This is a genomic window from Arthrobacter sp. B055-34 (genome assembly GCF_059090425.1).
Genome location: NZ_JBNHFQ010000007.1, coordinates 1 through 23,810, shown reverse-complemented (window position 1 = coordinate 23,810; position 23,810 = coordinate 1). Strand labels below are relative to the sequence as shown.

Sequence of the window (23,810 nt, the reverse complement as noted above, 5' to 3'; positions counted from 1 at the left end):
TTCAATGGCTGAGGCATTCCTGATTGGCGGGGCCCGTACCCCGGTTGGCCGCTATGGAGGCGCACTGTCCGCGGTACGCCCGGACGATCTGGCCGCGCTCGTGGTCAAGGAAGCCGTGCACCGCGCGGGCGTTGATCCGGATGCCGTGGACGAGGTCATCTTCGGCAACGCCAACGGTGCCGGTGAGGAAAACCGCAACGTTGCGCGCATGGCCTGGCTGCTGGCCGGCTACGGGGATCACGTGCCCGGCATTACCGTCAACCGCCTCTGCGCGTCCGGGCTGAGCGCCATCATCATGGCCTCGCACATGATCAAGGCCGGCGCCGCGGACATTGTCGTGGCCGGCGGCGTCGAGTCGATGAGCCGTGCGCCCTGGGTGCAGGAGAAGCCGATGAAGGCCTTCGCCAAGCCCGGCGAGCAGTTCGACACGTCCATCGGCTGGCGGTTCGTCAACGAGCGCTTCGCCAAGGGCGACCTGTCCCGCGACGGCAAAATGACCTACTCCATGCCGGAGACGGCGGAAGAGGTCGCCGATGTCTACGGCATTTCCCGCGAGGACGCTGACGCCTTCGCCGTGCAGTCGCACGAGCGGGCCATCGCGGCCATCGAGGGCGGCCGGCTGAAGGACGAGATCGTCCCCGTCACGGTCAAGAGCCGCAAGGGCACCTCCGTCGTCGACACGGACGAGGGCCCGCGCCCGGGCACCAGCCTGGAGGTCCTCGCCGGCCTGAAGCCCATCATCAAGCCCGGCGGCGTCGTCACCGCCGGAAACTCCAGCTCCCTCAACGACGGCTCATCCGCGATCATCGTGGCGTCCGAGGCGGCCGTGAAGAAGTTCGGCCTGACCCCACGTGCCCGCATTGTGGAAGGCGCCTCCGCCGGTGTAGCCCCGGAAGTCATGGGCGTCGGTCCGGTTCCGGCCACCCGCAAGGTGCTGGACAAGGCCGGCTGGAGCGTCGAGGACCTCGGCGCCGTCGAACTCAACGAGGCATTCGCCACGCAGTCCCTGGCCGTACTGCGCGATCTGAAGATCGACCAAAGCATCGTGAACAACGACGGCGGCGCCATCGCTTTGGGGCATCCGCTCGGTTCCAGCGGCTCACGTCTGGTGGTGACCCTGCTGGGCCGGATGGAACGCGAGAACGCCCAGCGCGGCCTGGCCACCATGTGCGTGGGCGTGGGCCAGGGCACGTCGATGATCATCGAGCGGGTCTGATGCTGTTCGACGCGCACGAATTCTTCACCCTGCTGGTCGAAGAGCGCGAAGACCGGATCCATGTCCAGCTGAACCGGCCGGAGGTCCGCAACGCCATCGACCAGGCCATGGTCGATGAACTGCACGCCATCTGCGCGGTGCTGGAGCGCCAGCCGCGGATCATGATCCTCTCCGGCACGCAGGTCAACGGCAAGGGGATCTTCGCCTCAGGTGCGGATATCGCGCAGCTGCGCGAACGCCGTCGTGAGGACGCCCTGGCCGGGATCAACTCGACCATCTTCAACCGGATCGCCCAGCTGCCCATGCCGGTCATCGCCGCCCTTGACGGCTATGCCCTCGGCGGCGGTGCGGAACTGGCCTACGCCGCGGACTTCCGCCTTGCCACGCCAAGCGTGAAGATCGGCCAGCCCGAGACCAATCTGGGCATCATGGCAGCCGCGGGAGCCACCTGGCGTCTGAAGGAGCTGGTCGGCGAACCGCTGGCCAAGGAAATCCTGCTGGCGGGCCGCATCCTCAGTGCGCAGGAAGCCCTCGCGGTGCACCTAGTCACGGAGGTCCACGAGCCCGACGTCCTGATCGACGCCGCCCACGCGCTGGCGGACCGGATCGGGGCCCAGGACCCGCTGGCCGTCCGGATCACCAAGAGCGTGTTCCACACTCCACGGGAAGTCCATCCCGTTATCGACACGATCGCGCAGGGAATCCTATTCGAATCCGAAGCCAAATTCGATCGCATGCAGGCGTTCTTGGATAAGAGCGCTGCCAAGCGCGCGGCCAAGGAAAAGCAGACAGAAAGCAAGTAAGCCACATGGAAACAGTAGATACGGTACCTAGCAAAGTAGGCGTGCTCGGCGGCGGCCGCATGGGTGCGGGCATCGCCCACGCCTTCCTGACCGCCGGTGCCGAGGTAGTGGTGGTCGAACGAGACGACGACGCCGCCGAAGGCGCGCGCCGCCGGGTCACCGATGCGCTGCTCAAGAGCGTGCAGCGGGGCACCACCACCGAGACCATTGAGGCGCTGACCCAGCGGCTGTCGGTTTCGGTCAACTACAACTCCTTCCGCAGCTGCGGTCTGGTAGTCGAAGCGGTGCCGGAAGACTTCGAACTGAAGTCGACGGCGCTCAAAGCCGTGGAAGCGCAGTTGCCGCCGAACGCCTGGCTGGCCACCAACACCTCGTCGCTCTCGGTGGGCAAGCTCGCCGAACAGCTCGAGCGGCCCGCCAACTTCTGCGGACTGCACTTCTTCAACCCGGTACCGGCTTCGCTGCTGGTCGAGGTAGTGCTGGCCGAAGGGACCTCGGAAGAACTCGGCGCCGCAGCCCGGTCATGGGTCCAGTCGCTGGGCAAGACCGCCGTCGTCGTCAATGACGCCCCCGGCTTCGCTTCCTCGCGGCTGGGTGTGGCCATCGCCCTGGAAGCCATGCGCATGGTTGAAGAGGGCGTGGCCTCGGCGGAAGACATCGATGCGGCCATGGTGCTCGGCTACAAGCACCCCGTGGGACCCCTGAAGACCACGGACATCGTGGGCCTGGACGTCCGCCTGGGCATCGCCGAGTACCTGCACTCCACCCTGGGGGAGCGCTTTGCGCCGCCGCAGATCCTGCGCGACAAGGTGGCCAAGGGCGAGCTGGGCCGCAAGAGCGGCAAGGGTTTCTTCAGCTGGGATAGCTAGGCACGTCCCAACCGCCACGAACTAAGCAGGCAAACAATCGCCCGCCGGAGAGCTTCTCCGGCGGGCGATTGTTTATACTTTTGTTGCGGCGGCCTACTAGTGCCGCAAGGAACGGACTACCGGTTTCAGGACTTTCGCGTAGCCCTTCTCATAGCCTTTTTCATTCGGATGGAAGTTGTTGTAGTCCCCCAAGTTGTTGGGATCGAAGTTGATCCACGGTTCTGAAGACCCGATCCCGTGATTTCGGAATCGCTTGGTGACATCCACGTAGACGACCTTGGCCTCTGAATCTTCGGCCGTCCTCTTGATGATGTTGTTCAGGGCGTCTACGCCGTCGTTGAATACTTTCGCGGCTTCGGGAGACAGGGGCGAGGCCGTGGCCCCTTCGGTTGAGAACAAGTGCGGATAGCCGAGTGCGACGATGGTCGCGTTTGATGCTGAGTCATTGATGAGTTGGTAGTCGTCTTCCAGCGCCGTGGCGACTTGGTACCTGGCTACGTCTTCGGCGTGCTTCACTGTTGCCTTGCAGATCGACAAATCCTGCGTCATGCAGGCACCGATGATGCGGCTGAACTGGACGTCGTTGCCTCCTGCTGTCAGGGTCACGAGGTCCGTTCCGGATCCAAGCAGGCCATCTTTCGTTGCGAGCTGAATCTGCTGCGGGACATCGGGGACGTCCTCGTTGACCGGCTCGGACGGTCCGCTGCCGGCCCATGCACCTGAGCACGCGGCGTTAGCGGTGAGTTCAACAGCGCGCTGCCGCTCGGCAAGCGCGTCGGCATATCCGGAGGAAGTGACCAAGCACCTGGGATCATCGATAACGGTGCTCGGAGCGGGCGTGCCGGCGCCGAGGCCGGCGGAGTAGGAGTCGCCGAGAACGACCAGATCAACGGAATCCTCATGAGCGGAGGCAGGTGCAGCGACAGACCCGGCTACAAGACCGGCAACCAGAACTGTCAGCGCCCCCAGGCGCTTGGGCAGGCCGGTACGGCCGCGAAAGTTAGCATTCATGCGTCTCAAAGTACCCTCGGCCGCTGCCGACGTGGCACGTTTCACTCCGTGTCGCCCGAGCGAATCTTTTTGACACGCCGGTGAAGGCCGACGGCAGGTTCAGGATCCTAAGGTTTTTCCAAGGTCCTAAGATGAGTCCATGCCACTGTTCGAGCCGCTGACCCTGACTGGCAAGTACGTCCGACTGCAGCCCTTGCGAAGGCGCCACATGCCTGAACTGGAGGATGCTGTACGCGACGGCGAGCTGTGGAACCTCTGGTACACGCGGATTCCCTCCCCGGAGACCATGGAACTGGAGATCCGGCGCCGGATGGAGAAACAGGACCAGGGGACCATGCTGCCGTTCACCGTCAGCCGGCTTTCCGACGGCGTCGTCCTGGGTATGACCACTTCCTGCAACATCGACACGGACACTCCGCGCGTGGAGATCGGCTACACCTGGACGCGGGCCAGCGCGCAGGGGACCGGAGCGAACCCTGACAGCAAGATGCTCCTGATGACCCACGCTTTCGAAAAGCTCGGCTGCCGAGCGGTGGAGTTCCGGACCCACTGGATGAACCGCCAGTCCCGCGAAGCCATCGAACGGCTCGGTGCGAAGCAGGACGGCGTGCTCCGCAACCACACGAAAATGCCGGACGGGACCGTGCGCGACACTGTTGTCTACTCCGTGCTCGATTCCGAGTGGCCCATCGTCAAGCTCGGGCTCCAGGCACGGCTGGACAAGGTCCGTCCCGACGCAGGGAACCGGTGAGGGCATGACGGCACGGCTGGAGCGGATCCGCCCAATGGAGTGGGACGGCGCGGTCAATGCGCGCCGGATCGCCGGCGACATTTTCGGCATGGGCCGTTCTGAATGGTTGACCGAAACCGGCTGGCGCCAGATGTACGACGACGGCGTGCGCACCGTGGTCGACTTGCGGAACGTGGGGGAGCGCTCACGCCGCGAGACGGATCCCGAGGTCGCCGCCGAGGTCCGCTCGCCCTTCGCCGTGCTCAACTGCCCGACAGAAGAACCCGACCACGCGGAGTTCCGCGAGCTCAGCGGGCCCTACCTGAGCCATCCGCGTTCCTACCTTGACAACCTCCGGCTCTTTCCGGACAAGATCACGGCGATAGCCCGGACCCTCGCAGCGGCGGAGGGCGCCGTCGTCATTCATTGCTCGGCCGGACGCGACCGCACCGGACTCATCGCGATGCTGCTGCTGAACCTCCTTGGCGCGGATGCGGGCACTATTGCGGACCACTACGAGTTCGGTCTGCGCGGCATCAATGAGTGGCATCGCATTAGTCCCTATCGGCATCCGACCGAACGGTACCTTTCCGGGCCGGAGCTGGCCGCGCGGATCGAAGACACCCGCGCGGCAGTGGAGGCGGCCGCGGAGGGGTTCGACGCCGCGCAGTACCTGTTGCGGAACGGCCTGGGCGAGACGGAGCTGCGGCAGCTGCGGAACCGGCTGGACCTGGACTGACTCTGGCGGCGGTGGCAGCTTCCCCAAGCTGCCACCGCGGCCTTCCCCAACGCCGCCGAGGGAGTGATGCGTTACACGGTGCTGCACCTCGGCGGTCCGCCCGCCGCCGTCGTCATGTTCGTTGTGAACGTGCGGGGCTGGAGTCCGCGGATGGTGGCTGCTTTACCGTCAGCATTGCTGCTGGGCGGTCTGCCGGGCCTCCGCTGACGCCGGTGCGGGCTTCGTGCTTGAAACACTACCGGCCAGTCCATGGAGAAGTGAGGATCTTCACTACTCGATTATTTACTGGTCTTTCCTGAGTAGCAGGCGGCTATTCGCCGGGCTTGGGGCGGTCCAGAATCAGGTTGGTGATGCGCATGGAGCAGAGCCGGCGTTCCTCGTCGTCGTAAATCACGACCTCATGGCTGGTGGTGGTGCGGCCCAGATGGATCGCGGTGGCCACGCCAGTGATCGTACCGCTGCGCGCTGAACGGTGATGCGTGGCCGAGACGTCGACGCCGACGGCGGAGCGGCCCTTGCCGGCATGGATCACGGCCGCCCAGGACCCGATGGCCTCGCCAAACGCCAGCGAGGCGCCGCCGTGCAGCAGGCCGAAAGACTGTCTGTTTCCCTCTACCGGCATGCTGGCGACCACGCGCTGGGCGGACTCTTCCAGAATCTTTACGCCCATCTTCTCGTCCAATTCACCGAGGACAATCTTCCACGGCTGGTCCTGCTCGGTTTCTGTCTTGATATCCGGCTGCATAGTCGATCCTGACCCTTCCGTCCTGTCGGCCTAGGACGCATTCATGTAGTGTAGACATGTTACCGAACGACCGTTCAGTTTGTTTATCCTGCGTTGTTCAGATGCTTGTCGATACTGTGGACGATACTGCGATTCGTCCCCAGAGAAGGAAAGGGCAGTCAACGATGACCACAACCTCCGTTGGTGTTGAATTTGTGCCAAGTTTCGTCCGGGACTCCTGGTGGACGCCGGAATCCGGGGTAACCGGCACCGAGGTCCGTGACGCCAGCACAGGCGATGTGCTGGCTCAGGTAAGTACGGACGGGCTGGACCTGGCAGAAATGGTCCGGTACGGCCGCAGCGTCGGCCAGACCGAATTGGGCAAGCTGACCTTCCACCAGCGTGCGCTGAAACTCAAGGAACTGGCACAGTTCCTCAACAGCCACCGTGACGCCCTCTACGAGCTCTCCCACCGCTCGGGCGCCACCAAGATCGACAACATGATCGACATCGACGGCGGCATCGGCGTCCTTTTCACTTTCGGCTCCAAGGGCCGGCGTGAACTGCCCAATTCCCAGGTTGTCATCGACGGGCCGGCCGAGGTGCTCGCCAAGGATGGTTCCTTCATCGGCGAGCACATCTACACCCGCATTCCGGGTGTGGCCGTGCAGATCAACGCGTTCAACTTTCCCGTCTGGGGCATGCTCGAGAAGTTCGCGCCGGCGTTCATTGCGGGCGTTCCCACCATCGTCAAACCGGCCACTCCCACCGGTTACGTCACAGCTGCCGCGGTCAAGCTCATCATCGAGTCCAACATTCTGCCGGCCGGTTCCCTGCAGCTTATTTCCGGCTCCGCCCGGGACATGCTGGATCACCTTGACTACCGCGACGCGGTCTCCTTCACCGGTTCGGCAACCACGGCCAACCTGCTGAAGTCCCATCCGAATGTCGCCCAAGGCGGTATCCGCTTCACGGCCGAAGCTGACTCCTTGAACGCCGCGATCCTGGGTCCCGACGCCGTGCCGGGCACCCCTGAGTTCGATGCCTTCATCAAGTCACTGGTCACCGAAATGACGGCCAAGGCCGGCCAGAAGTGCACCTCCATCCGCCGCACCATCGTCCCGACGGAGCGTGTGCAGGACGTCATCGACGCCGTGCGTGCGCGCATCGAGGAGCGGGTTGTCGTCGGCGATCCACGGGCCGAAGGCGTGACCATGGGCGCCCTCGCTTCGCTGGAGCAGCTTGCCGATGTGCGCGCGGCAGTTCAGGAAATGCTCGACGCCGGCGGCGAACTGGCGTACGGAACGCTGGATTCGCCGAAGGTCACCCTCCAGGACGGAACCGTGGGGGGCGTCGACGACGGCGCGTTTATGTCCCCGGTGCTGCTGAAATTTGCCGACGCCGAGGCGGAAGCGGTGCACTCGCGCGAGGCCTTCGGGCCGGTTTCCTCCGTCATCGGCTACAAGGACCTGGATGACGCCATCCGGCTCGCAGCCATGGGCTCAGGCTCGCTGGTCGCCACCGTCGCCACCAATGACCCGGAGACGGCGCGCAAGTTGGTGACGGGAATCGCCGCCCACCACGGCCGCGTGCTGGTGCTCAACCGCGAGGACGCGCGCACCTCAACCGGCCACGGCTCCCCGGTGCCGCACCTGGTCCACGGCGGCCCGGGACGTGCAGGCGGCGGCGAGGAACTCGGCGGTATCCGTTCCGTGCTGCACCACATGCAGCGCACCGCGGTCCAGGGTTCGCCCAACATGCTCACGGCGATCACCGGTGTCTGGCATACCGGCGCCGACCGCAATTTCGACGAGGTGCACCCCTTCCGGAAGAGCCTCGCCGAACTCAAGATCGGCGATGCACTGCGCTCGGAACTGCGGCAGGTCACCTTGGAGGACATCACGGCCTTCGCGAACGAGACCGGGGATACGTTCTACGCGCACACCAATCAGGAAGCTGCGGAGGCCAATCCGTTCTTCCCGGGCATCGTGGCGCATGGCTACCTGCTGCTGGCCTGGGGCGCCGGCCTCTTCGTGGAGCCCGCGCCGGGGCCGGTGCTGGCCAACTACGGTCTGGAGAACCTGCGTTTCATCACGCCGGTCGCAGCGGGGGATTCCATACGCGTGACGCTGACCGCGAAGCGGATCACGCCGCGTGAAACGGACGAGTACGGCGAGGTTGCCTGGGATGCAGTCCTGACCAACCAGAACGATGAGATCGTTGCCACCTACGACGTGCTGACGCTCGTCGAAAAGTAGCAGCGGTTACGGTTGCTCCTGTCGGCGGTATCAACTGCCGGCAGGGTGAACCACTGGAGCAAGGCGGCCCTGATGATTCAGGGCCGCCTTCCATTTAAGCAGTCCGAACAAGTAGAGACCGAGGACGACGGCGGTATAGACGAATGCCGCAGGAGGGGCCGGGACCAGCACTGCCAGGCTGGTTAGGTTCAGGGCCCCGAAAGCGGCACCGACATACCAGGACTCGAAGATGCCGTGCGCGAACCCTAAGTACATCACCAGTGGCAGGGACGACAGCAGGCTGCTCAGGACGTATCCGGGGCCGACGAACGACAGCAGTTCGAAGCCGGCAAAACCTGTGATCAGAGTGAAGAGGACCAACAGTCCGGCCGCGATGCCCCACTCCACCGGGTAGGCACGCCGCAGCGGGATCGAGGCGGTGGTCCCGTCCTTGTACAGCTGCCAGCGCCATTGGCCGTAGACACAAACCGCGAGCGTGAGCACCGGGCCGAAACTGGTCCGGACGCCTTGGGCCTGGAGGCTGAGACTAAGAAAAGCCACAGTGGTGGCGACGGGAAACAGCCATGCCCATCGGAACCTGTAAGCAAAGAGTGCAATGCCGGCAATGGTGAGACCCATATTCGCCAGCGATATCCATATATACGGTCCGGTTTCCCCTGGAAAATCCGCGAACCAGTCCATAACGTCCCCCTGACGCCGGTTGGTTGCTGCCAGCCTAACAGTTCAGGGGTCAGGGGCGGGAGACCGGTTAGGCGATAACGCGGGCAGCCGTTGGCAGGTGAAGGCCGTCGAACATCATGGAAATCAGGTCATCGGCCAGCTTTTGCGAGGTCAGCTTTCCACCGGGCTTGTACCACTCGACGATGGAGTTGATCGTGCCGAAGAGCAGGCGGGTGGTGGTGCGCGGATCGATATCGTTGCGCAGGCTGCCCTCTTCGCGGGCCGCGTCCATCAGGGCCGCGACCTTGTGGTCGAATTCGCGGCGGCGTTCCAGCGCGTTGCGCTCCACCTCGGTGTTCCCGCGCAGCCGCAGCAGCAGGGTGACGTAGGGGAGTTTCTCCGTCAGGACATCGATGGTTCGCCGCAGCACGTACTCCAGCCGGTCATCCGCCCGCCCGGCTGAGGCACCGGGCTCTTCCAGAATTGCTTCCAGCGAGCCCAGCGCCTCCTCCAAGGCCAGCCGCAGCAGATCGCCCTTCGACGGAACATGGTGATAGATAGCGCTCTTGGAGATGCCGAGATTTTCCGCCAGGATGCCCATGGAGGTCGCCTCGTAGCCATGCTTGTTGAAGACGGTTACGGCTACGCTCAGCACCGACTGCTGGTCGTATCCCGGACGTCCGCGCCGGGCTGTTTCCGGATTTTTCGCCTTCACCATGACAACTATCTTTCCATGAACGTTCGGTCGGTCAGCTTTCGCTCTTGCGCAGGTCGTAGATCCGGCGGAGCTTGCCGTTGGACCGCTCGAGGGAGCCCGGTTCCACGATGTCGATCCGGCAGCTCGAGCCGACGTGGATCTTGATCTGCTTCTGCAGATCCTTGGCCGCCGCGGCGGCGGTTTCGGCCGTGCAGTCATCGCGGCGTTCGATCTTCACGGTCAGTTCGTCCATCCGGTCCGGCCGGGTGATCTCGAGCTGGAAATGCGGGCTCAGGCCCGGAATCCGCAGGGCGATTTCCTCGATCTGGGTGGGGAACAGGTTCACGCCGCGCAGGATGATCATGTCGTCGCTGCGTCCGGTGATCCGGCCGATCCGGCGCATGTTCGCCCGTCCCGTGCCCGGCAGCAGCCGGGTCAGGTCGTGGGTGCGGTACCGGATGACCGGCATGGCCTCCTTGGTCAGCGAGGTAAACACCAGCTCGCCGTGTTCGCCGTCGGCCAGCACTGCATCCGTGGTCGGATCGATGATCTCGGGGCGGAAGTGGTCCTCCCAGATCGTGGAGCCGTCCTTATAATCGATGCACTCGCCGGCTACGCCCGGGCCCATGACTTCGGAGAGGCCGTAGATGTCGCAGGCATCGATGTCGAGCTTGGTTTCGAGCTCGTGGCGCATTTCTTCGGTCCACGGTTCGGCGCCGAGCACGGCAACCTTGAGCGAGGTCTTGCGCGGGTCCAGGCCCTTGCGTTCCATGGCGTCCACGATAGTCAGCAGGTAGGTGGGCGTGCAGAGGATGGCGTCCGGCTCGAAGTCCTGGATCAGCTGGATCTGCTTTTCGGTCTGGCCGCCGGACATCGGGATAACCGTGCAGCCAAGCTTTTCGGCTCCGTAGTGGGCGCCGAGGCCGCCGGTGAAGAGGCCGTAACCGTACGCGTTGTGGACCTTCCAGCCCTTCTTGACGCCGGAGGCGCGCAGCGACCGGGCAAATAGCGTCTCCCAGCGTTCAAGGTCGCCCTTGGTGTAGCCGACCACCGTGGCCCGGCCGGTGGTGCCGGACGAGGCGTGGATGCGGGCGACCTCGTTCTGCGGAACAGCGAACATGCCGAACGGGTAGGACTGACGGAGGTCTTCCTTGTCCGTGTACGGGAACTTCGCCAGATCGGCCAGTTCCTTCAGATCCTCCGGATGCACGCCGGCGTCGTCGAACTTCTTCTTGTACATCGGCACGCGTTCGTAGGCGTAGGCCACGGTGTGCTGCAGGCGCGTCAGCTGAAGGGCTTCGAGTTCGTCCCGGCTCATCAGCTCCTCGGGGTCGAGGGTCTCGGGCTCAGCCGGAGTGGACTTGCGGGCTTTCGTTCCGGTGGTGGTGGTCATTAAGGAGGTCCTTGCTAGTGCTTTTGGGCGGCGGGGTTGGGTACGGTGCGCGATCTGCCGCGGAACTCGGCGAGGACTTCCTCGCCGCTTCCGGACTCCTGGGTCACGCGGATGTCGTACAGACCGCTGCGGCCGGTCTGGTTGACGAGGGTGGCGGTGGCGGTCAGTTGACGGCCGGAAAACCCCGGATTCATGAAATTAACATCGACGCCGGAGGCAACGGTAATGGTGCTGCCGTCACCGTGCGGATCGTTGCAGGCCAGTGCGAAGGCGACGTCGGCGAAGGCGAAGATCATGCCGCCCTGCGCCATGCCGAAGCCGTTGAGCATCTCGTCCCGCAAGCGCATCCGGATGACAACATCACCGAACTCCGCGCGAACCAGTTCCACGCCCATCCACGCGGCGGCCTGATCGTTGACGAAGGCAGGGTGGAAGGGCGCAGCAGACTCCGCGGCGGGGCTGTCGGGCTGCCCGCCGAGGTTGGTGTCGACGTCGATTTCCGTCATGTGCACCCCTCGTTGTTCTTTACCGAATGTTCATTAGGTAATCCTGAATTGTGAGTCAAGTCAAGTCATGCGGGTCCGCAGAAGGTGGTCAGCAGCACAGCGACGCAAGCGGGCCGCCGCGGAAAACTGCAGCGGCCCGCCGTCGTACTCTCCCAAAGGGAGCTTTTACTGGATCAGCTCGCGGGCATCCAACGCCGCAAGGACGAAGGCGTAGTCCCAGGCCCGGTCCTTCCAGGCTTCGTACCGGCCCGAGGCCCCGCCGTGGCCGCCGTCCATCTCCGTCTTGAGCACAATCGGCTCCATGCCCGTGGTGGCTTCGCGCAGCCGTGCAACCCACTTCGCCGGCTCCACATAAAGCACGCGCGTGTCGTGGAAACTGGTCACCGCCGCGATGCGCGGATAGGCAGTTTCGTGCACGTTCTCGTACGGCGCGTAGGACTTCATGTAGGCATAGACTTCGGGGTCCGTGATCGGATTGCCCCATTCTTCCCACTCCAAGGCGGACAGCGGGAGGTCCGGATCCAGGATCGACGTCAGCGGGTCCACGAACGGCACCTGGGCGACAATGGCCGCGTACTTTTCCGGGGCAAGGTTGGCAATGGCACCCATTAGCAGGCCGCCGGCGGAACCGCCCATCGCGGCGATTCGCGCGGGATCAGCCCAGCCGGAAGCCGCAAGCCAGTCGGTGGCGTCGATGAAGTCGGTAAAGGTGTTCATCTTGGCCAGCTTCTTGCCGTCGTCGTACCACTTGCGTCCCACCTCGCCGCCGCCGCGCACGTGGGCAATGACGAAGACAACGCCGCGGTCCAGCAGCGACAGCCGGGCAGTGTTGAAGCCCGGATCCATGCTGACCTCGTAGCTGCCGTAGCCGTAGATGAGGGCAGGATTGTCGGAATTGCGCTCCACCGTGGCCTTGCGGACAACCGAGAGCGGAATCTGTGTGCCGTCCTGCGCAGTGGCCCAGGCCCGCTCGGCGACGTAGTCTTCGGACCGGTAGCCGCCCAGGACCGGCGTCTCCTTGCGCAGGAACAGCTCCCCGGTAGCCAGCTCGTAGTCATAGATCCGGGGCGGGGTCAGGAACGAGCTGTAGCCGAGCCGGATGACCGGAGCGTCGTAGTCGGAACCGCCGACGCCGGCCGTGTAGAGCTCCTCGTCGAAGTCTGGCTCCACGGGCAGTGCCTGCCCGGGCGTCCCCAGCCCCGCCAGCGGGATGACCTGGACGCGCTCGATCGTGTCTTTGCGTACGGACAGCACCACGTGCGTTGCGGTGACCCCTGCGCCGTTGACCCGCACGCCGTCGTCGTGCGCTGTCACGGTATCCCAGCGCTGCTGTGCCAGCGGCTTGGCGAACTCGGCCGCGTCCACCACGGAAACCATGGAGTTGACCGCGTCCTTGTTGTGCGTGAGCAGGACCTTCTCCACCCCGTCGAGCAGGAAGGGTTCGGCCTCGTAGAGGATGCGCTCGTCGCGCGAAATGACGGTGCGCAGGCCAGCGTCCTGATGCGCGAAATCAAGCAGGCGCGTTTCGCTGTATTCGGAGCAGCCGATCCCGATGACCAGATGCCGGCGGTCGGCGGAGAGCTCGAAGCCGGTCCACATCGCGGGATCGTCTTCCTGATAAACAACGACGTCGGCGCTCACCTCGGTGCCGAGCGTGTGGGATTTGATCTGGTAGGGCCGCCAGGAATCGTCCACCACGGTGTAGAAGACCTGGCTGCCGTCGGGGGAGAAGGCCAGCGAGTAGAACACGTTCTCCACGACATCCGGAAGCAGTTCGCCGGTCCGCAGGTCCTTGATCCGCAGCGTGAACCGCTCGTCGCCGGCGTTGTCCACGGCGTAGGCGTAGAGGTTGCCGTCCCGGGTGACCGCAGCGCCACCGAGGGAGAAGAAGGGGTGCCCCTCGGCCTCGGCGTTGCCGTCCAGCAGGATCTGCTCGCCCGGCGCTTCGCTGCCGGGTTCAACCTGCGGCGGCGTCCAGTCTGCCTTCGTATCGCCGGTGTCCTGGGCCTTGACCCGGCAGTGGATACCGTACTGCTTACCCTCTTCCATCCGTCCGTAGTACCACCAGCCGTCCTTGCGCGCCGGGACGGAAAGGTCGGTTTCCTGCGTTCGGTTCTTGATCTCGTTGAAGATTGCCTCGCGCAGCGGCTGCTGGTCGGCCGTGACGGCATCGGTGTACTGGTTTTCGGCCTGCAGATGGGCCGCAACCTCCGGATCCTCCTTCTCGCGGAGCCATTCGTAGTTGTCCACGAACGTGTCGCCGTGATGGGTGCGCTCCACCGGTTCCTTCCGGGCTACCGGCGGCTGTGGCAGTCCTGCAGACCGGGTCTGGCCGGCCGGGTTGCCAGTGCCGGTGGTGGGGGAGTCTGCTGCGGTGTCTGCGGGAGAGTGGCTCATGCCCCCAAATATATAGACCGGGCTGTGTATGGCCGCCAGGTTCGGCTCACAGGTGAACCGAACGTTCGGCGCGCGACGCTTGACTGTCTCGCCGACGTGACTATATTCTGAACGAACGGTCGGTAAATATTTCGCGCCGGAAATTTCCCCCATAGTGAGGTGACCATCATGGCAACGCAGACGCAATCCCCCCGGGACGCACAGTTGCAGCCTGTTCCGTCCGCTGAGGACGAGGCCGGCCAGGCCTACTTTGACAAGATCATCGCCGAGGATTCACGGATCGAGCCGGCGGACTGGATGCCGGCCGGGTACCGGAAGACCCTGACCCGGCAGATTTCCCAGCACGCCCATTCCGAGATCATCGGGATGCAGCCGGAGGCGAACTTCATCACGCGCGCCCCGTCGCTGAAGCGCAAGGCCATCCTGATGGCCAAGGTGCAGGACGAAGCCGGGCACGGCCTCTACCTGTACTCTGCGGCGGAGACCCTGGGCACGCCGCGCGACGAGCTCTTCGACCAGCTGCTCAGCGGCAAGGCAAAGTACTCGTCCATCTTCAACTACCCGGCGCTCACCTGGGCGGATATGGGCGCCATCGGCTGGCTGGTGGACGGTGCCGCCATCGTCAACCAGGTGCCGCTGTGCCGTGCATCCTACGGTCCCTACGGCCGGGCAATGGTGCGGGTCTGCAAGGAAGAGTCCTTCCACCAGCGGCAGGGCTTCGAGATCCTGCTCGAGCTCTCCAACGGCACGCCCGCGCAGAAGCAGATGGCCCAGGACGCGGTCAACCGTTTCTACGCTCCGGCGCTGATGATGTTCGGTCCGAACGACGACGAATCCCCGAACTCGCAGCAGTCCATGCGCTGGAACATCAAGCGCTTCTCCAATGACGAGCTGCGCCAGCGCTTTGTCGGCATGATCCAGGAACAGGTAAAGGTCCTCGGACTGACCCTGCCCGATGACGAGATCCGCTTCAACGAAGAAACCGGCAAGTGGGAGTACGGCGAGCTCGATTGGAATGAGTTCTACGAGGTCCTCAAGGGCCGCGGCCCCTGCAACGCCCAGCGGATGGAACGCCGCCGCGAGGCGCACGAGAACGGCGCATGGGTACGCGAAGCAGCAGCTGCCTATGCAGCGAAGAAGGCACAGAAAGCACAGGTAGCCTAATGGCAACATCAGACCAGACCGCAATGGGGACGTCGGACAAGACCCCCGCCACGGAAATCGGCCACACGCCGGAAAAGGCACCCTGGCCGCTCTGGGAGGTCTTCGTCAGGTCATCCCGCGGACTTTCGCACGTGCACGCAGGTTCGCTGCACGCACCGGACGCCGAGATGGCCGTGCGCAACGCGCGGGATCTGTACACACGGCGCAACGAAGGCGTATCGCTGTGGGTAGTGCCGGCGTCGTCGATCATTGCCAGCGATCCGGATGCCAAGGGTGAGTTCTTCGAATCGCCCAAGGGCAAGGACTACCGTCACGCTACGTATTACAAGAAGAGCGAAGGGGTGAAGCACCTGTGAGCGGCGAAAGCGCAACACGCATCACGCCGGGCAACGCCCTGCGTCCCGAGGACGTGGCCGAGCGGGTTGCCGGTGGTATCAAGGTCGGCGAAGACGTCGGCGAATATGCCCTGCGCCTCGGCGATGACGCGCTGATTTTGGCCCAGCGGCTCGGCTGGTGGATTTCCCGTGCGCCCGAGCTCGAAGAAGACGTGGCCCTGGGTAACATCGCCCTGGACCTGCTGGGACACGCGCGCTCGTTCCTTACCTACGCCGGCTCCGCTTGGGGCAAGTCCGAGGATGACCTGGCCTACTGGCGTGGCGAGGCGGAATTCCGCTCTTGCTTCCTGGTCGAGCAGCCTAACGGGGATTTCGGCAAGACCATCGCCCGCCAGCTGGTGTTCTCCATCTTCCAGCATGAGCTGTACTCGCGGCTGGTCGATTCCGCGGACGAGACCATCGCGGCCATCTCGACCAAGGCACTCAAGGAAGTGGACTACCACCGGGACCATGCGATCCAGTGGACCATCCGTCTCGGCGACGGCACGGAGGAGTCCAAGCTCCGCATCCAGGCGGGCCTCGACTCGGTCTGGCCCTACGTGGCCGAGCTGTTTCAGGATGACGAACTCATCGAACGCCTTGGCGGCGTTGCCGCGCGTCCGTCCGAAATGCGTGAACCCTTCGATGCGCTCGTGGCGCAGGTGCTGGACGAAGCAGGGCTGGAGCTTCCCGACGTGCAGCCGGCGATGACCGGTGGCCGTGCCGGCAAGCACAGCGAACACTTGGGCTACATCCTCGCGGAGATGCAGGTCATCGCGCGCGAGCACCCGGGCGCCAGCTGGTAAACCGGCAACAGCCAAGACGAGTCAAGAAAAGTTAACGGAGCAGGTTATGTCTACCAACACAGCAGTGCGCCCGGCCGAGGCTGAAGCAGCCCGGGCCTGGGACATCGCGGCGACGGTCTGCGACCCTGAGATTCCCGTCATCAATATCGCCGAGCTGGGAATCCTGCGCAGTGTCGACGTCGTGCCTGAAGAATTCGACGACAACGGCAATCCGGCAGTGGACGTGACCATCACGCCCACCTATTCCGGCTGCCCCGCCATGGACGCCATCAAGGACGACGTCGTTGCCGCCCTTGGCGAACAAGGTTACGGTGACGTGCGAGTCAGGCTCGTCTTGGCGCCGGCCTGGACCACGGACTGGATGACGGATTCGGGCAAGGCCAAGCTGGAGGAGTACGGCGTCGCGCCGCCCACCGGTATGGCTGCCCTCCGCACCGGTCCGATCAGCCTGGGCCTCAGCGTGAAATGCCCGCAGTGCAACTCGCTCAACACCCGTGAACTGACCCGGTTTGGCTCCACCTCCTGCAAGGCGCTCTATCAGTGCAATGAGTGCAAAGAACCTTTCGATTACTTCAAGGTGCTCTAAATGACTACTTCCACATCGCCGGCCTCAGCTTCCGACGCTTCCGGCGCTACTGCCACCGATGCGCCGGCCAAGAAGCGGGGGTCCTTCCACCCGCTGAGCGTTGCCGAGGTCCGCCGCCTCACCGACGAGGCTATCGAGGTCACGTTCGCCGTGCCCGAGGAACTGCAGGGCCAGTACGACTATGTCCCGGGGCAGTACGTCGCGCTCCGCACCACGATGGAGGGCCAGGAGGTCCGCCGCAGCTACTCCATCTGCGCCGAGCCCCGCCCGGGCGAGATCCGCGTGGCGATCAAGCGCGACATCGGCGGCCTGTTCTCCAACTGGGCCAACGAGAACCTCAAGGCCGGCGACGTCCTGGACGTCATGAGCCCCACCGGCGCGTTCATCTCCAAGCACCAGATGACTGAGATCAACCACCCGGAGGCCATCGACACGGACGCCGAAGACGTTTTCGTGGCATTCGCCGCCGGATCCGGTATCACCCCGGTGATCTCCATCGCTCGCACCGTTTTGGCCGCCAACGACAACGTCCGTTTTGACCTAGTGTATGCAAACAAGGCCGCCATGGACGTCATGTTCGTGGAGGAGCTGGCGGACCTGAAAGACAAGTACCCGGCCCGCTTTGCCCTGCACCATGTGCTGTCGCGCGAACAGCGCATCTCGCCGTTGCTCTCGGGCCGGATCGACGCCGAAAAACTCACCAGCCTCTTCGATGACGTGCTGCGCACTGACGACGTCGACGAGTGGTTCCTCTGCGGTCCGTTCGAATTGGTCCAGCTCTGCCGGGACACCTTGGCCGAGCGCGGGGTGCCGGCGGAGAAAATCCGATTCGAACTCTTCACCACCGGCGAGCCGAACAAGCCGCAGGGCAACATCGGCCGCCCGGTCGAGGTGGACCCGACCGCGGACAACTACGAAATCAACTTCCAGCTCGACGGACTCTCCGCCCAGGTGGCCAGCCCCAAGCATGCCCGCGAAACCGTGCTCAACGCGGCACTGCGCGTCCGTCCCGACGTTCCCTTCGCCTGCGCCGGCGGCGTCTGCGGCACCTGCCGTGCCAAGGTGGTCTCCGGTACCTTCGAGATGGAGGAGAACTACGCACTGGAGCCGGAAGAGATCGAGCGCGGCTACGTGCTGACCTGCCAGACCCGGCCCACCGGCGATGAAATCACCGTCAACTACGACGCGTAAACGCCGCTAAAGTTACCTGCACTGCATCTGCACCGAAGGAGAAAACCGTGGGCATGATCGAGTTGTCGATCGAAAACAACGTCGCCGAAGTGGTGCTGAACGCGCCGCAGAAGATGAACGCGCTCAACGAAGACGCTTTGGCTGAGCTGGAAAAGGCGTACGACGACGCCGCCGCGGCCGCCGCTGACGGTTCCGTCCGCGCGTTGCTGCTCCGCGGTGAAGGCCGGGGCTTCTGCGCCGGACGCGACATCTCCGGCGTCGCGCCCGAAACCGATGACGCGTACGGCTACCTCGGCAATTTGGTGACGCCGCTGCTGAAAAAGATGGCTGCCTTCCCGGCACCCACGTTCGCGGCGGCACAAGGTGCCTGTCTCGGCGTCGGACTTGGATTGCTCATCGCCACCGACGTGGTTTACGTTGCCGACAACGCGAAAATCGGCTCGCCGTTCGCCAACCTTGGCGCCACTCTGGACTCCGGCGGCCACTGGCTGTTCACCGAGCGGCTCGGCGCCCACCGCACACTGGATCTGATCTACACGGCGGACCTGATGAGCGGCGAAGAAGCTGTCCGGGCCGGCCTGTTCAGCCGGACCATGCCGGCGGACGAACTGCTGGACAGCACCCGGGCCACGGTGGCCAAGGTCGCCCAGGGTGCAACGGGTGCCTTCCGCGCGTCGAAAGAACTGGTGGCCAACATCCGGGACCAGCGGCTGGGACTGTGGTCCGCCGTCGACGAGGAAAACACCGCCCAGGGCGAGCTGTGCAAGAGCGAAGACTACGCCGAGGGTTTCAAAGCGTTCCAGGAAAAGCGAAAGCCGGTATTCAAGGGCTAGCAGCCTCCTGACAGATCCACTGCCGGCCCCTCCATACCTTGACATGTCATGCGTCCGGGCAGAGAATTTATCAAACCGATTTTCTAACCCGATGAAACGATCCGAGCTGGGGAAAGCCACAAGGCATGGCAGGGCTGGTCCGCTTCTGCGGCCACATGGGGGAGGGCAGTTCCGCGACGCGAGGCTGTTGCAGTCGGAGCGCACCAGTCCTGACCATGGTTAACGGGAAGCCGCCGGGAAGACCCGGGCTTCTTAATGTCGGCTTTCAGACATCCGGCTTATAGGCCAGGTCTCCTTGCCAAGCCCCGGCTATTATCGGGTGTCGAGGTCCTCGAACACGAGGAACGTCTGCGTGTCCAGAATCCCGGGCATGGACTGGATCTGGTCAAAAATCACCCGGCGCAGGTCCACGTTATCGATGGCGCGCACCAGCAGGATCACGTCAAAGTTACCGCCGACGAGCGCGATGTGATGGACCTCCGGGATGGCTCGCAGCGCTTCCCGCAGTTCGCGCCAGGAATGCTGCCGCAATTTCAGCGTTACGTAGGCCGAGGACTTCAAGCCGGCCTTGATCGGATCCACGAGCGCCGTGAACTTCGTCAAGACTCCGGCTTCGGTCAGACGAGCGATACGCGAATACGCGTGTGCGCGGGAGATATGCACATTCTCCGCTACGGACGTTACCGACAGCCGGCCGTCCCGGGTGAGCTCAGACAGGATCTTCCGGTCAATGTCGTCCAGCTTCGGCGAATCGCCATCTGTCATTCGTCTACACCTCGTTTAGTTAGGCAGCTCACACTTACAATTCGTCTATAAGAATACGGCCTCTGCGTTGAAAATTCCATGATTTTTGACGGAAGTGGATACGAATAGTCATCCGAACGCATACTAAAGCAACACAGTTTCTACTCTCCGGCACAGCTGCGGTGAACGATTATCCGCCTGGCGGCCAACAGTATGCGAAGGATTCGAGGGAGCAAACGATGACTATCTCAACCGGAAACCCGCTCGAGGGATCGATGCAGGACCCTTCCCGCCGTTCGGACCTGGATCAGCAGGCAACCGCGGAGTCCTACATGCTGCCGTCCGGGCAGCCGGTCCAACTGGTGGATCCGGACGGCCGCCACGTCCACAACGACAAATACCCTCTGCCCGATGGTCAAGCCCTGTTGGCTGCCTACCGCGAGCTCGTCGTCGGCCGCCGTGTCAATGACCAGGCCAATGCGCTGGTGCGCCAGGGCCGCATGGCCGTCTACCCGTCCTCCCACGGACAGGAAGCCTGCCAGGTTGCGGCAGCCGTCTGCATCGACAAGCAGGACTGGCTCTTCCCTACGTACCGCGACACCGTCGCAGTGCTGGCCCGGGGCGTAGATCCCATCCAGGCGCTCACCTTGCTGCGAGGCGACTGGCACAGCGGGTACGACCCGTATGAACATAACGTTTCCATCCAGGCCACGCCGCTGGCCACCCAGTTGCTGCACGCCGTCGGGGTAGCCCACGCGGCCAAGCTCAAGGGCGAGAACACCGTTGTAATCGCCATGTGCGGCGACGGCGCAACCAGCGAAGGCGACTTCCACGAGGCACTGAACTTCGCAGCCGTCTTCCACGTGCCGGTGGTGTTTTTCGTTCAGAACAACCAGTACGCCATCTCCGTGCCGTTGCACCACCAGACCGTAGCGCCGTCGTTGGCTCATAAGGCCATTGGCTACGGCATGCCGGGGGAGCGGGTTGACGGCAATGACCTCGCAGCACTGCTGTCCGTCCTGGGCAAGGCAGTCGAGCGGGCGCGTGACGGCGGCGGGCCGGCGTTGGTTGAAGCGCACACCTACCGCATGCAGTCCCACACCAACGCGGACGATGCCACCCGCTACCGCAAAGACGACGAGGTCCAGCAGTGGGTGCCGAAGGATCCGATCCAGCGCATGCGCACTTATCTAACTGACCTCAACCTGCTGGACGAAGAAGTGGAAAAGAACATTGCCGGGAAGGCTGAGACGGTGGCAGCTGCCATGCGGGACGGACTGAACGCCGAGTCCGAGGTGGATCCGGAAGACTTGTTCCGCTACGTATTCACCGAAAAGACGAGCCAGCTGCGCGAACAAGCGGCCAAGCTGCGCGACGAGCTGTCACGCGAATCGGCCTAGCTGCTACCACCGGAGGAACCCACCATGAGCACAACACTGACGTTTGCCAAGGCGCTGAACACGGCACTGGCCGATGAGATGGAATCGGATTCGACCGTCGTCGTATTTGGTGAAGATGTCGGCCCTCTCGGCGGCGTTTTCCGGATTACCGACGGCCTGACGGCCCGCTTCGGCGAGGAACGCTGCTTCGACACGCCGCTGGCCGAGTCCGGCATTATGGGCATGGCCATCGGCATGGCGATGAACGGGCTGCGTCCGGTGGTGGAGATGCAGTTCGATGCCTTCGCCTACCCCGCCTTTGAGCAGGTAGTTTCACACGTCGCCAAGATGCCGAACCGGACCAAAGGCAAGGTCAAGCTGCCCATGGTTATCCGCATTCCCTACGCGGGCGGCATCGGCGGAGTGGAACACCATTGTGACTCCTCCGAGTCCTACTATGCCCACACGCCCGGGCTGACGGTGGTGGCGCCGGCGACCGTGCAGGACGCGTATACGATGCTCCGCGAAGCCATCCGCCACCCGGACCCGGTAGTGTTCCTGGAGCCAAAGAAGCTGTACTGGTCCAAGGAAGACCTCGAACTGGAGTCCCTGCGCGAATCAGTCGGTTCATTCGGCCGTGCTGTCGTTGCGCGCGAAGGCAGCGATGCCACGCTGATTGCCTACGGTCCCTCGGTGTCCACCGCGTTGAACGCCGCAGCCGCCGCTGCCGAAGAAGGCCGGTCACTGGAGGTCATCGACGTGCGTTCCATCGTTCCTTTCGACGACGAGACAGTGGCGGCGTCCGTGCGCAAGACGGGCCGCGCCGTCGTTATCGCCGAGGCCCCTGGCTTTGCCTCAGTAGCCTCGGAAATCGTGGCCCGGGTGCAGGAACGCTGTTTCCACTCGCTGGCAGCCCCTGTTCTGCGCGTTACCGGCTTTGATATTCCTTACCCGGCGCCGAAGCTGGAGCAGTTCTACTTGCCCAGCGTGGACCGCATCCTCGACACCGTGGATGATCTTCAGTGGGAGGACGCATAATCATGTCACGCCAAGTATTCAACCTCCCGGATCTGGGCGAGGGGCTGACCGATGCCGAGCTGGTCAACTGGCTGGTCAATGTCGGCGATGAAATCAAGGTCGACCAGCCAATCGCCGAAGTCGAAACCGCCAAGTCCATGGTGGAAGTGCCGAGTCCGTTCGCCGGCACCGTCGCCGAACTGCACGGTGCGGCCGGGGACACCATTGATGTCGGCAAACCGTTGATTTCCGTCGATGCCGCAGGAGCCGGGGCTTCCACTTCAGCTGCCGGCGTGGCACGCACGGCCGAAGCGCATCCGGACGCGGAAGCCTACCGGAACGAGGAGCGGGCCGGCGTCCAAGCCCCCGCTGCGTCTGCTGAGCCGGCCGAAGAAAGCGGATCCGGAAATGTCCTCATCGGCTACGGAACACCGGGTGGCCATGGCGGCGCCAAGCGTACCCGCCGGCCAAAGGGCAACGCCGGTGGGTGGGCCGGGACAGCCGCTCCTGTGGCTGAGCCGCGTACAGTCCCCGCTGCAGCGCCGGCAGTTGCTGCAGCGCCCGATCGTGCGCCTCGGGCTGCCGTAGCCCAGGCTGTGCGAGCTGCCGAAGCCGGTGAACCAGGGGCTCCGGCAGTTGCGGGGTCGTCCAACGGATCGGCACCTATTGGCCTGGCTCCGCAAGTGATTTCACCGCTGGTGCGCAAACTGGCCCGGGACGGTGGACTCCGTATTGCCGAGATGCACGGTTCGGGCCCCGGTGGGCTGATCCTGCGACGGGACGTTGAAAAGGCGCTTGTGGGCCTGAGTGAAAGCCCTGCGGGATCGGCCGACGCTGCTTCCATCACTGCGGCCGACGGCACCGGTGCTGGTGACGCACGCACGGGGCTTGGGATCGCTACCCGTACGCCTATGAAGGGTGTGCGGAAGACGGTAGCTGCAGCTATGTCGCAGAGCCGGCGGGAGATTCCGGAAGCCACAGTATGGGTGGATGTGGATGCCACTGCGCTGCTTGAGATGCGTGCAGCCCTAAAGAAGCAGGATGCGGACAATACGCCAGGTCTCCTGGCTTTCATGGCCCGTTTCGTAACTGCAGGTCTGGCCAAATTCCCTGAACTCAATACTCGGGTAGAAAACGATGAGATCGTGGGCTTTGACGGCGTGAACCTCGGCTTTGCAGCACAAACGGATCGTGGGCTGATGGTTCCCAGCATCCGCAGGGCCGATAAGCTCAGCGCCCGCGAACTCGATGCCGAGATACGCCGGCTGACTGCCGTCGCCCGCGACGGCAAAGCCACTCCGGCAGAACTGACCAGCGGAACCTTTACGCTGAACAACTACGGGGTCTTTGGTGTGGACGGCAGCGCGGCCATCATCAATTACCCAGAAGTGGCAATACTTGGGGTTGGCCGGATCATTGATAAGCCGTGGGTCATTGATGGACAGTTGGCGGTGCGTAAAGTCACCGAGCTGACTCTGGCCTTCGACCACCGTGTTTGCGATGGCGGCACAGCAGGCGGCTTCCTCCGGTACGTAGCGGATGCCATTGAAAGCCCGGGATCGGTTCTCGCCGACCTCTAACTTTGCTGTTGCTAGTCAGGCGGCGGGGCGGTAGATGAAGTCGATGCGGCCGAGTGCCTGTTCGAAGATTGACACCGGCTCGCGTGTCTCGTCCGGTTGTTCTGTTGCCGGTGGTGTGCCGGGCAGTGCCGGT

24 protein-coding genes are annotated in these 23,810 nt (G+C 64.0%); 16 read left to right on the top strand and 8 right to left on the bottom strand.

The genetic code is table 11. The annotated features are described in order from the left end of the window. The first annotated feature begins 4 nt into the window (after nt 1-4). Genes AC5RWO_RS14005 through AC5RWO_RS13995 form a run of 3 tightly spaced genes read left to right on the top strand, consistent with a single transcriptional unit; the run spans nt 5 to nt 2,888 of the window. Nucleotides 5-1,216: a thiolase family protein gene (locus AC5RWO_RS14005; protein WP_498732032.1), complete on the top strand. Its 1,212-nt coding sequence runs from the start codon at nt 5-7 to the stop codon at nt 1,214-1,216. Next, the gene (locus AC5RWO_RS14000) at nt 1,216-2,019 is read left to right on the top strand and encodes an enoyl-CoA hydratase/isomerase family protein (protein WP_498732031.1); all 804 of its coding nucleotides are present in this window, start codon (nt 1,216-1,218) and stop codon (nt 2,017-2,019) included. The genes AC5RWO_RS14005 and AC5RWO_RS14000 overlap by 1 nt, the downstream gene beginning before the upstream one ends. Nucleotides 2,020-2,024: 5 nt before the next feature. Further along, a complete protein-coding gene (locus AC5RWO_RS13995; RefSeq protein ID WP_498732030.1) occupies nt 2,025-2,888 on the top strand; it encodes a 3-hydroxyacyl-CoA dehydrogenase family protein in 864 nt (287 codons plus the stop codon). 96 nt (nt 2,889-2,984) lie between these two features. Here the strand turns inward: AC5RWO_RS13995 and AC5RWO_RS13990 are convergent, their stop codons facing one another. Continuing rightward, entirely contained in the window at nt 2,985-3,899 is a 915-nt protein-coding gene (locus tag AC5RWO_RS13990) for an SGNH/GDSL hydrolase family protein (RefSeq protein ID WP_498732029.1), read from the bottom strand. A gap of 139 nt (nt 3,900-4,038) precedes the next feature. Here AC5RWO_RS13990 and AC5RWO_RS13985 point away from each other — a divergent pair, with 139 nt between their 5' ends. The 3 genes from AC5RWO_RS13985 (at nt 4,039) to AC5RWO_RS13975 (ending at nt 5,575) form a co-directional block, all read left to right on the top strand. Beyond that, nucleotides 4,039-4,650, top strand: coding sequence for a GNAT family N-acetyltransferase (locus AC5RWO_RS13985; RefSeq protein WP_498732028.1), 612 nt, complete (start codon nt 4,039-4,041; stop codon nt 4,648-4,650). Between the two features lie 4 nt (nt 4,651-4,654). Next, on the top strand, nt 4,655-5,368 hold the full coding sequence (locus AC5RWO_RS13980) for a tyrosine-protein phosphatase (protein WP_498732027.1): 714 nt from the start codon (nt 4,655-4,657) through the stop codon (nt 5,366-5,368). 66 nt (nt 5,369-5,434) lie between these two features. Beyond that, nucleotides 5,435-5,575 (top strand): hypothetical protein, encoded by a 141-nt coding sequence (locus tag AC5RWO_RS13975; protein WP_498732025.1) that lies wholly within the window; start codon nt 5,435-5,437, stop codon nt 5,573-5,575. Nucleotides 5,576-5,678: 103 nt separating this feature from the next. Here the strand turns inward: AC5RWO_RS13975 and AC5RWO_RS13970 are convergent, their stop codons facing one another. After that, the gene (locus tag AC5RWO_RS13970) at nt 5,679-6,113 is read right to left on the bottom strand and encodes a PaaI family thioesterase (RefSeq protein WP_498732024.1); all 435 of its coding nucleotides are present in this window, start codon (nt 6,111-6,113) and stop codon (nt 5,679-5,681) included. Nucleotides 6,114-6,277: 164 nt separating this feature from the next. Here AC5RWO_RS13970 and paaZ point away from each other — a divergent pair, with 164 nt between their 5' ends. After that, nucleotides 6,278-8,350, top strand: a complete 2,073-nt coding sequence (gene paaZ, locus AC5RWO_RS13965; protein ID WP_498732023.1) for a phenylacetic acid degradation bifunctional protein PaaZ — start codon at nt 6,278-6,280, stop codon at nt 8,348-8,350. Nucleotides 8,351-8,380: 30 nt separating this feature from the next. Here paaZ and AC5RWO_RS13960 read toward each other — a convergent pair whose 3' ends face one another. From AC5RWO_RS13960 to AC5RWO_RS13940, 5 genes are all read right to left on the bottom strand, one after another. Next, the gene (locus tag AC5RWO_RS13960; RefSeq protein ID WP_498732022.1) at nt 8,381-9,031 is read right to left on the bottom strand and encodes a nicotinamide mononucleotide transporter; all 651 of its coding nucleotides are present in this window, start codon (nt 9,029-9,031) and stop codon (nt 8,381-8,383) included. 67 nt (nt 9,032-9,098) lie between these two features. Further along, nucleotides 9,099-9,728, bottom strand: a complete 630-nt coding sequence (locus tag AC5RWO_RS13955) for a TetR/AcrR family transcriptional regulator (protein WP_498732021.1) — start codon at nt 9,726-9,728, stop codon at nt 9,099-9,101. Nucleotides 9,729-9,759: 31 nt separating this feature from the next. Further along, the gene (gene paaK, locus AC5RWO_RS13950; RefSeq protein WP_498732020.1) at nt 9,760-11,100 is read right to left on the bottom strand and encodes a phenylacetate--CoA ligase PaaK; all 1,341 of its coding nucleotides are present in this window, start codon (nt 11,098-11,100) and stop codon (nt 9,760-9,762) included. A 14-nt stretch (nt 11,101-11,114) separates the two neighbouring features. Then, the gene (locus AC5RWO_RS13945) at nt 11,115-11,606 is read right to left on the bottom strand and encodes a hotdog fold thioesterase (RefSeq protein ID WP_498732019.1); all 492 of its coding nucleotides are present in this window, start codon (nt 11,604-11,606) and stop codon (nt 11,115-11,117) included. A gap of 165 nt (nt 11,607-11,771) precedes the next feature. After that, nucleotides 11,772-14,003 (bottom strand): S9 family peptidase, encoded by a 2,232-nt coding sequence (locus AC5RWO_RS13940; protein ID WP_498732018.1) that lies wholly within the window; start codon nt 14,001-14,003, stop codon nt 11,772-11,774. Nucleotides 14,004-14,171: 168 nt separating this feature from the next. Here AC5RWO_RS13940 and paaA point away from each other — a divergent pair, with 168 nt between their 5' ends. The 6 genes from paaA to AC5RWO_RS13910 are packed head-to-tail and all read left to right on the top strand — an operon-like array spanning nt 14,172 to nt 18,957. After that, nucleotides 14,172-15,167 carry a 1,2-phenylacetyl-CoA epoxidase subunit PaaA gene (gene paaA / locus AC5RWO_RS13935; RefSeq protein ID WP_498732016.1) on the top strand — a complete coding sequence of 332 codons (996 nt, stop codon included), beginning with the start codon at nt 14,172-14,174 and terminating at the stop codon, nt 15,165-15,167. 23 nt (nt 15,168-15,190) lie between these two features. Further along, complete coding sequence (gene paaB, locus AC5RWO_RS13930) at nt 15,191-15,523, top strand: 1,2-phenylacetyl-CoA epoxidase subunit PaaB (protein ID WP_498732319.1); 333 nt, start codon at nt 15,191-15,193, stop codon at nt 15,521-15,523. Beyond that, entirely contained in the window at nt 15,520-16,347 is an 828-nt protein-coding gene (gene paaC / locus AC5RWO_RS13925; protein WP_498732015.1) for a 1,2-phenylacetyl-CoA epoxidase subunit PaaC, read from the top strand. Before paaB ends, paaC begins: the two co-directional genes overlap by 4 nt. Nucleotides 16,348-16,393: 46 nt before the next feature. Then, complete coding sequence (gene paaD, locus AC5RWO_RS13920; protein WP_498732014.1) at nt 16,394-16,933, top strand: 1,2-phenylacetyl-CoA epoxidase subunit PaaD; 540 nt, start codon at nt 16,394-16,396, stop codon at nt 16,931-16,933. After that, nucleotides 16,934-18,124, top strand: coding sequence for a 1,2-phenylacetyl-CoA epoxidase subunit PaaE (gene paaE / locus AC5RWO_RS13915; protein WP_498732013.1), 1,191 nt, complete (start codon nt 16,934-16,936; stop codon nt 18,122-18,124). It begins immediately after the preceding gene. A gap of 53 nt (nt 18,125-18,177) precedes the next feature. After that, entirely contained in the window at nt 18,178-18,957 is a 780-nt protein-coding gene (locus tag AC5RWO_RS13910; RefSeq protein ID WP_498732318.1) for an enoyl-CoA hydratase/isomerase family protein, read from the top strand. 312 nt (nt 18,958-19,269) lie between these two features. Here AC5RWO_RS13910 and AC5RWO_RS13905 read toward each other — a convergent pair whose 3' ends face one another. Next, complete coding sequence (locus AC5RWO_RS13905) at nt 19,270-19,722, bottom strand: Lrp/AsnC family transcriptional regulator (RefSeq protein WP_074701154.1); 453 nt, start codon at nt 19,720-19,722, stop codon at nt 19,270-19,272. A gap of 254 nt (nt 19,723-19,976) precedes the next feature. Here AC5RWO_RS13905 and pdhA point away from each other — a divergent pair, with 254 nt between their 5' ends. The 3 genes from pdhA to AC5RWO_RS13890 are packed head-to-tail and all read left to right on the top strand — an operon-like array spanning nt 19,977 to nt 23,677. Further along, on the top strand, nt 19,977-21,101 hold the full coding sequence (pdhA, locus tag AC5RWO_RS13900; RefSeq protein ID WP_498732317.1) for a pyruvate dehydrogenase (acetyl-transferring) E1 component subunit alpha: 1,125 nt from the start codon (nt 19,977-19,979) through the stop codon (nt 21,099-21,101). A 24-nt stretch (nt 21,102-21,125) separates the two neighbouring features. Beyond that, complete coding sequence (locus AC5RWO_RS13895) at nt 21,126-22,118, top strand: alpha-ketoacid dehydrogenase subunit beta (protein ID WP_498732012.1); 993 nt, start codon at nt 21,126-21,128, stop codon at nt 22,116-22,118. Nucleotides 22,119-22,120: 2 nt separating this feature from the next. Then, nucleotides 22,121-23,677 (top strand): dihydrolipoamide acetyltransferase family protein, encoded by a 1,557-nt coding sequence (locus AC5RWO_RS13890; protein WP_498732010.1) that lies wholly within the window; start codon nt 22,121-22,123, stop codon nt 23,675-23,677. Nucleotides 23,678-23,810: the final 133 nt, after the last annotated feature.

Bases quoted from the DNA above. Each gene is read 5' to 3' on its own strand.
- AC5RWO_RS13970 (WP_498732024.1), bottom strand. From the start codon at position 6,113: ATGCAGCCGGATATCAAGACAGAAACCGAGCAGGACCAGCCGTGGAAG.
- paaD (WP_498732014.1), top strand. From the start codon at position 16,394: ATGTCTACCAACACAGCAGTGCGCCCGGCCGAGGCTGAAGCAGCCCGG.
- AC5RWO_RS13990 (WP_498732029.1), bottom strand. From the start codon at position 3,899: ATGAATGCTAACTTTCGCGGCCGTACCGGCCTGCCCAAGCGCCTGGGG.
- AC5RWO_RS14000 (WP_498732031.1), top strand. From the start codon at position 1,216: ATGCTGTTCGACGCGCACGAATTCTTCACCCTGCTGGTCGAAGAGCGC.
- paaA (WP_498732016.1), top strand. From the start codon at position 14,172: ATGGCAACGCAGACGCAATCCCCCCGGGACGCACAGTTGCAGCCTGTT.
- AC5RWO_RS13945 (WP_498732019.1), bottom strand. From the start codon at position 11,606: ATGACGGAAATCGACGTCGACACCAACCTCGGCGGGCAGCCCGACAGC.
- AC5RWO_RS13975 (WP_498732025.1), top strand. From the start codon at position 5,435: ATGCGTTACACGGTGCTGCACCTCGGCGGTCCGCCCGCCGCCGTCGTC.
- paaE (WP_498732013.1), top strand. From the start codon at position 16,934: ATGACTACTTCCACATCGCCGGCCTCAGCTTCCGACGCTTCCGGCGCT.
- pdhA (WP_498732317.1), top strand. From the start codon at position 19,977: ATGCAGGACCCTTCCCGCCGTTCGGACCTGGATCAGCAGGCAACCGCG.
- paaB (WP_498732319.1), top strand. From the start codon at position 15,191: ATGGGGACGTCGGACAAGACCCCCGCCACGGAAATCGGCCACACGCCG.
- AC5RWO_RS13960 (WP_498732022.1), bottom strand. From the start codon at position 9,031: ATGGACTGGTTCGCGGATTTTCCAGGGGAAACCGGACCGTATATATGG.
- AC5RWO_RS13995 (WP_498732030.1), top strand. From the start codon at position 2,025: ATGGAAACAGTAGATACGGTACCTAGCAAAGTAGGCGTGCTCGGCGGC.
- AC5RWO_RS14005 (WP_498732032.1), top strand. From the start codon at position 5: ATGGCTGAGGCATTCCTGATTGGCGGGGCCCGTACCCCGGTTGGCCGC.
- AC5RWO_RS13905 (WP_074701154.1), bottom strand. From the start codon at position 19,722: ATGACAGATGGCGATTCGCCGAAGCTGGACGACATTGACCGGAAGATC.
- AC5RWO_RS13895 (WP_498732012.1), top strand. From the start codon at position 21,126: ATGAGCACAACACTGACGTTTGCCAAGGCGCTGAACACGGCACTGGCC.
- paaK (WP_498732020.1), bottom strand. From the start codon at position 11,100: ATGACCACCACCACCGGAACGAAAGCCCGCAAGTCCACTCCGGCTGAG.
- AC5RWO_RS13985 (WP_498732028.1), top strand. From the start codon at position 4,039: ATGCCACTGTTCGAGCCGCTGACCCTGACTGGCAAGTACGTCCGACTG.
- AC5RWO_RS13940 (WP_498732018.1), bottom strand. From the start codon at position 14,003: ATGAGCCACTCTCCCGCAGACACCGCAGCAGACTCCCCCACCACCGGC.
- paaZ (WP_498732023.1), top strand. From the start codon at position 6,278: ATGACCACAACCTCCGTTGGTGTTGAATTTGTGCCAAGTTTCGTCCGG.
- AC5RWO_RS13910 (WP_498732318.1), top strand. From the start codon at position 18,178: ATGATCGAGTTGTCGATCGAAAACAACGTCGCCGAAGTGGTGCTGAAC.
- AC5RWO_RS13890 (WP_498732010.1), top strand. From the start codon at position 22,121: ATGTCACGCCAAGTATTCAACCTCCCGGATCTGGGCGAGGGGCTGACC.
- AC5RWO_RS13980 (WP_498732027.1), top strand. From the start codon at position 4,655: ATGACGGCACGGCTGGAGCGGATCCGCCCAATGGAGTGGGACGGCGCG.
- AC5RWO_RS13955 (WP_498732021.1), bottom strand. From the start codon at position 9,728: ATGGTGAAGGCGAAAAATCCGGAAACAGCCCGGCGCGGACGTCCGGGA.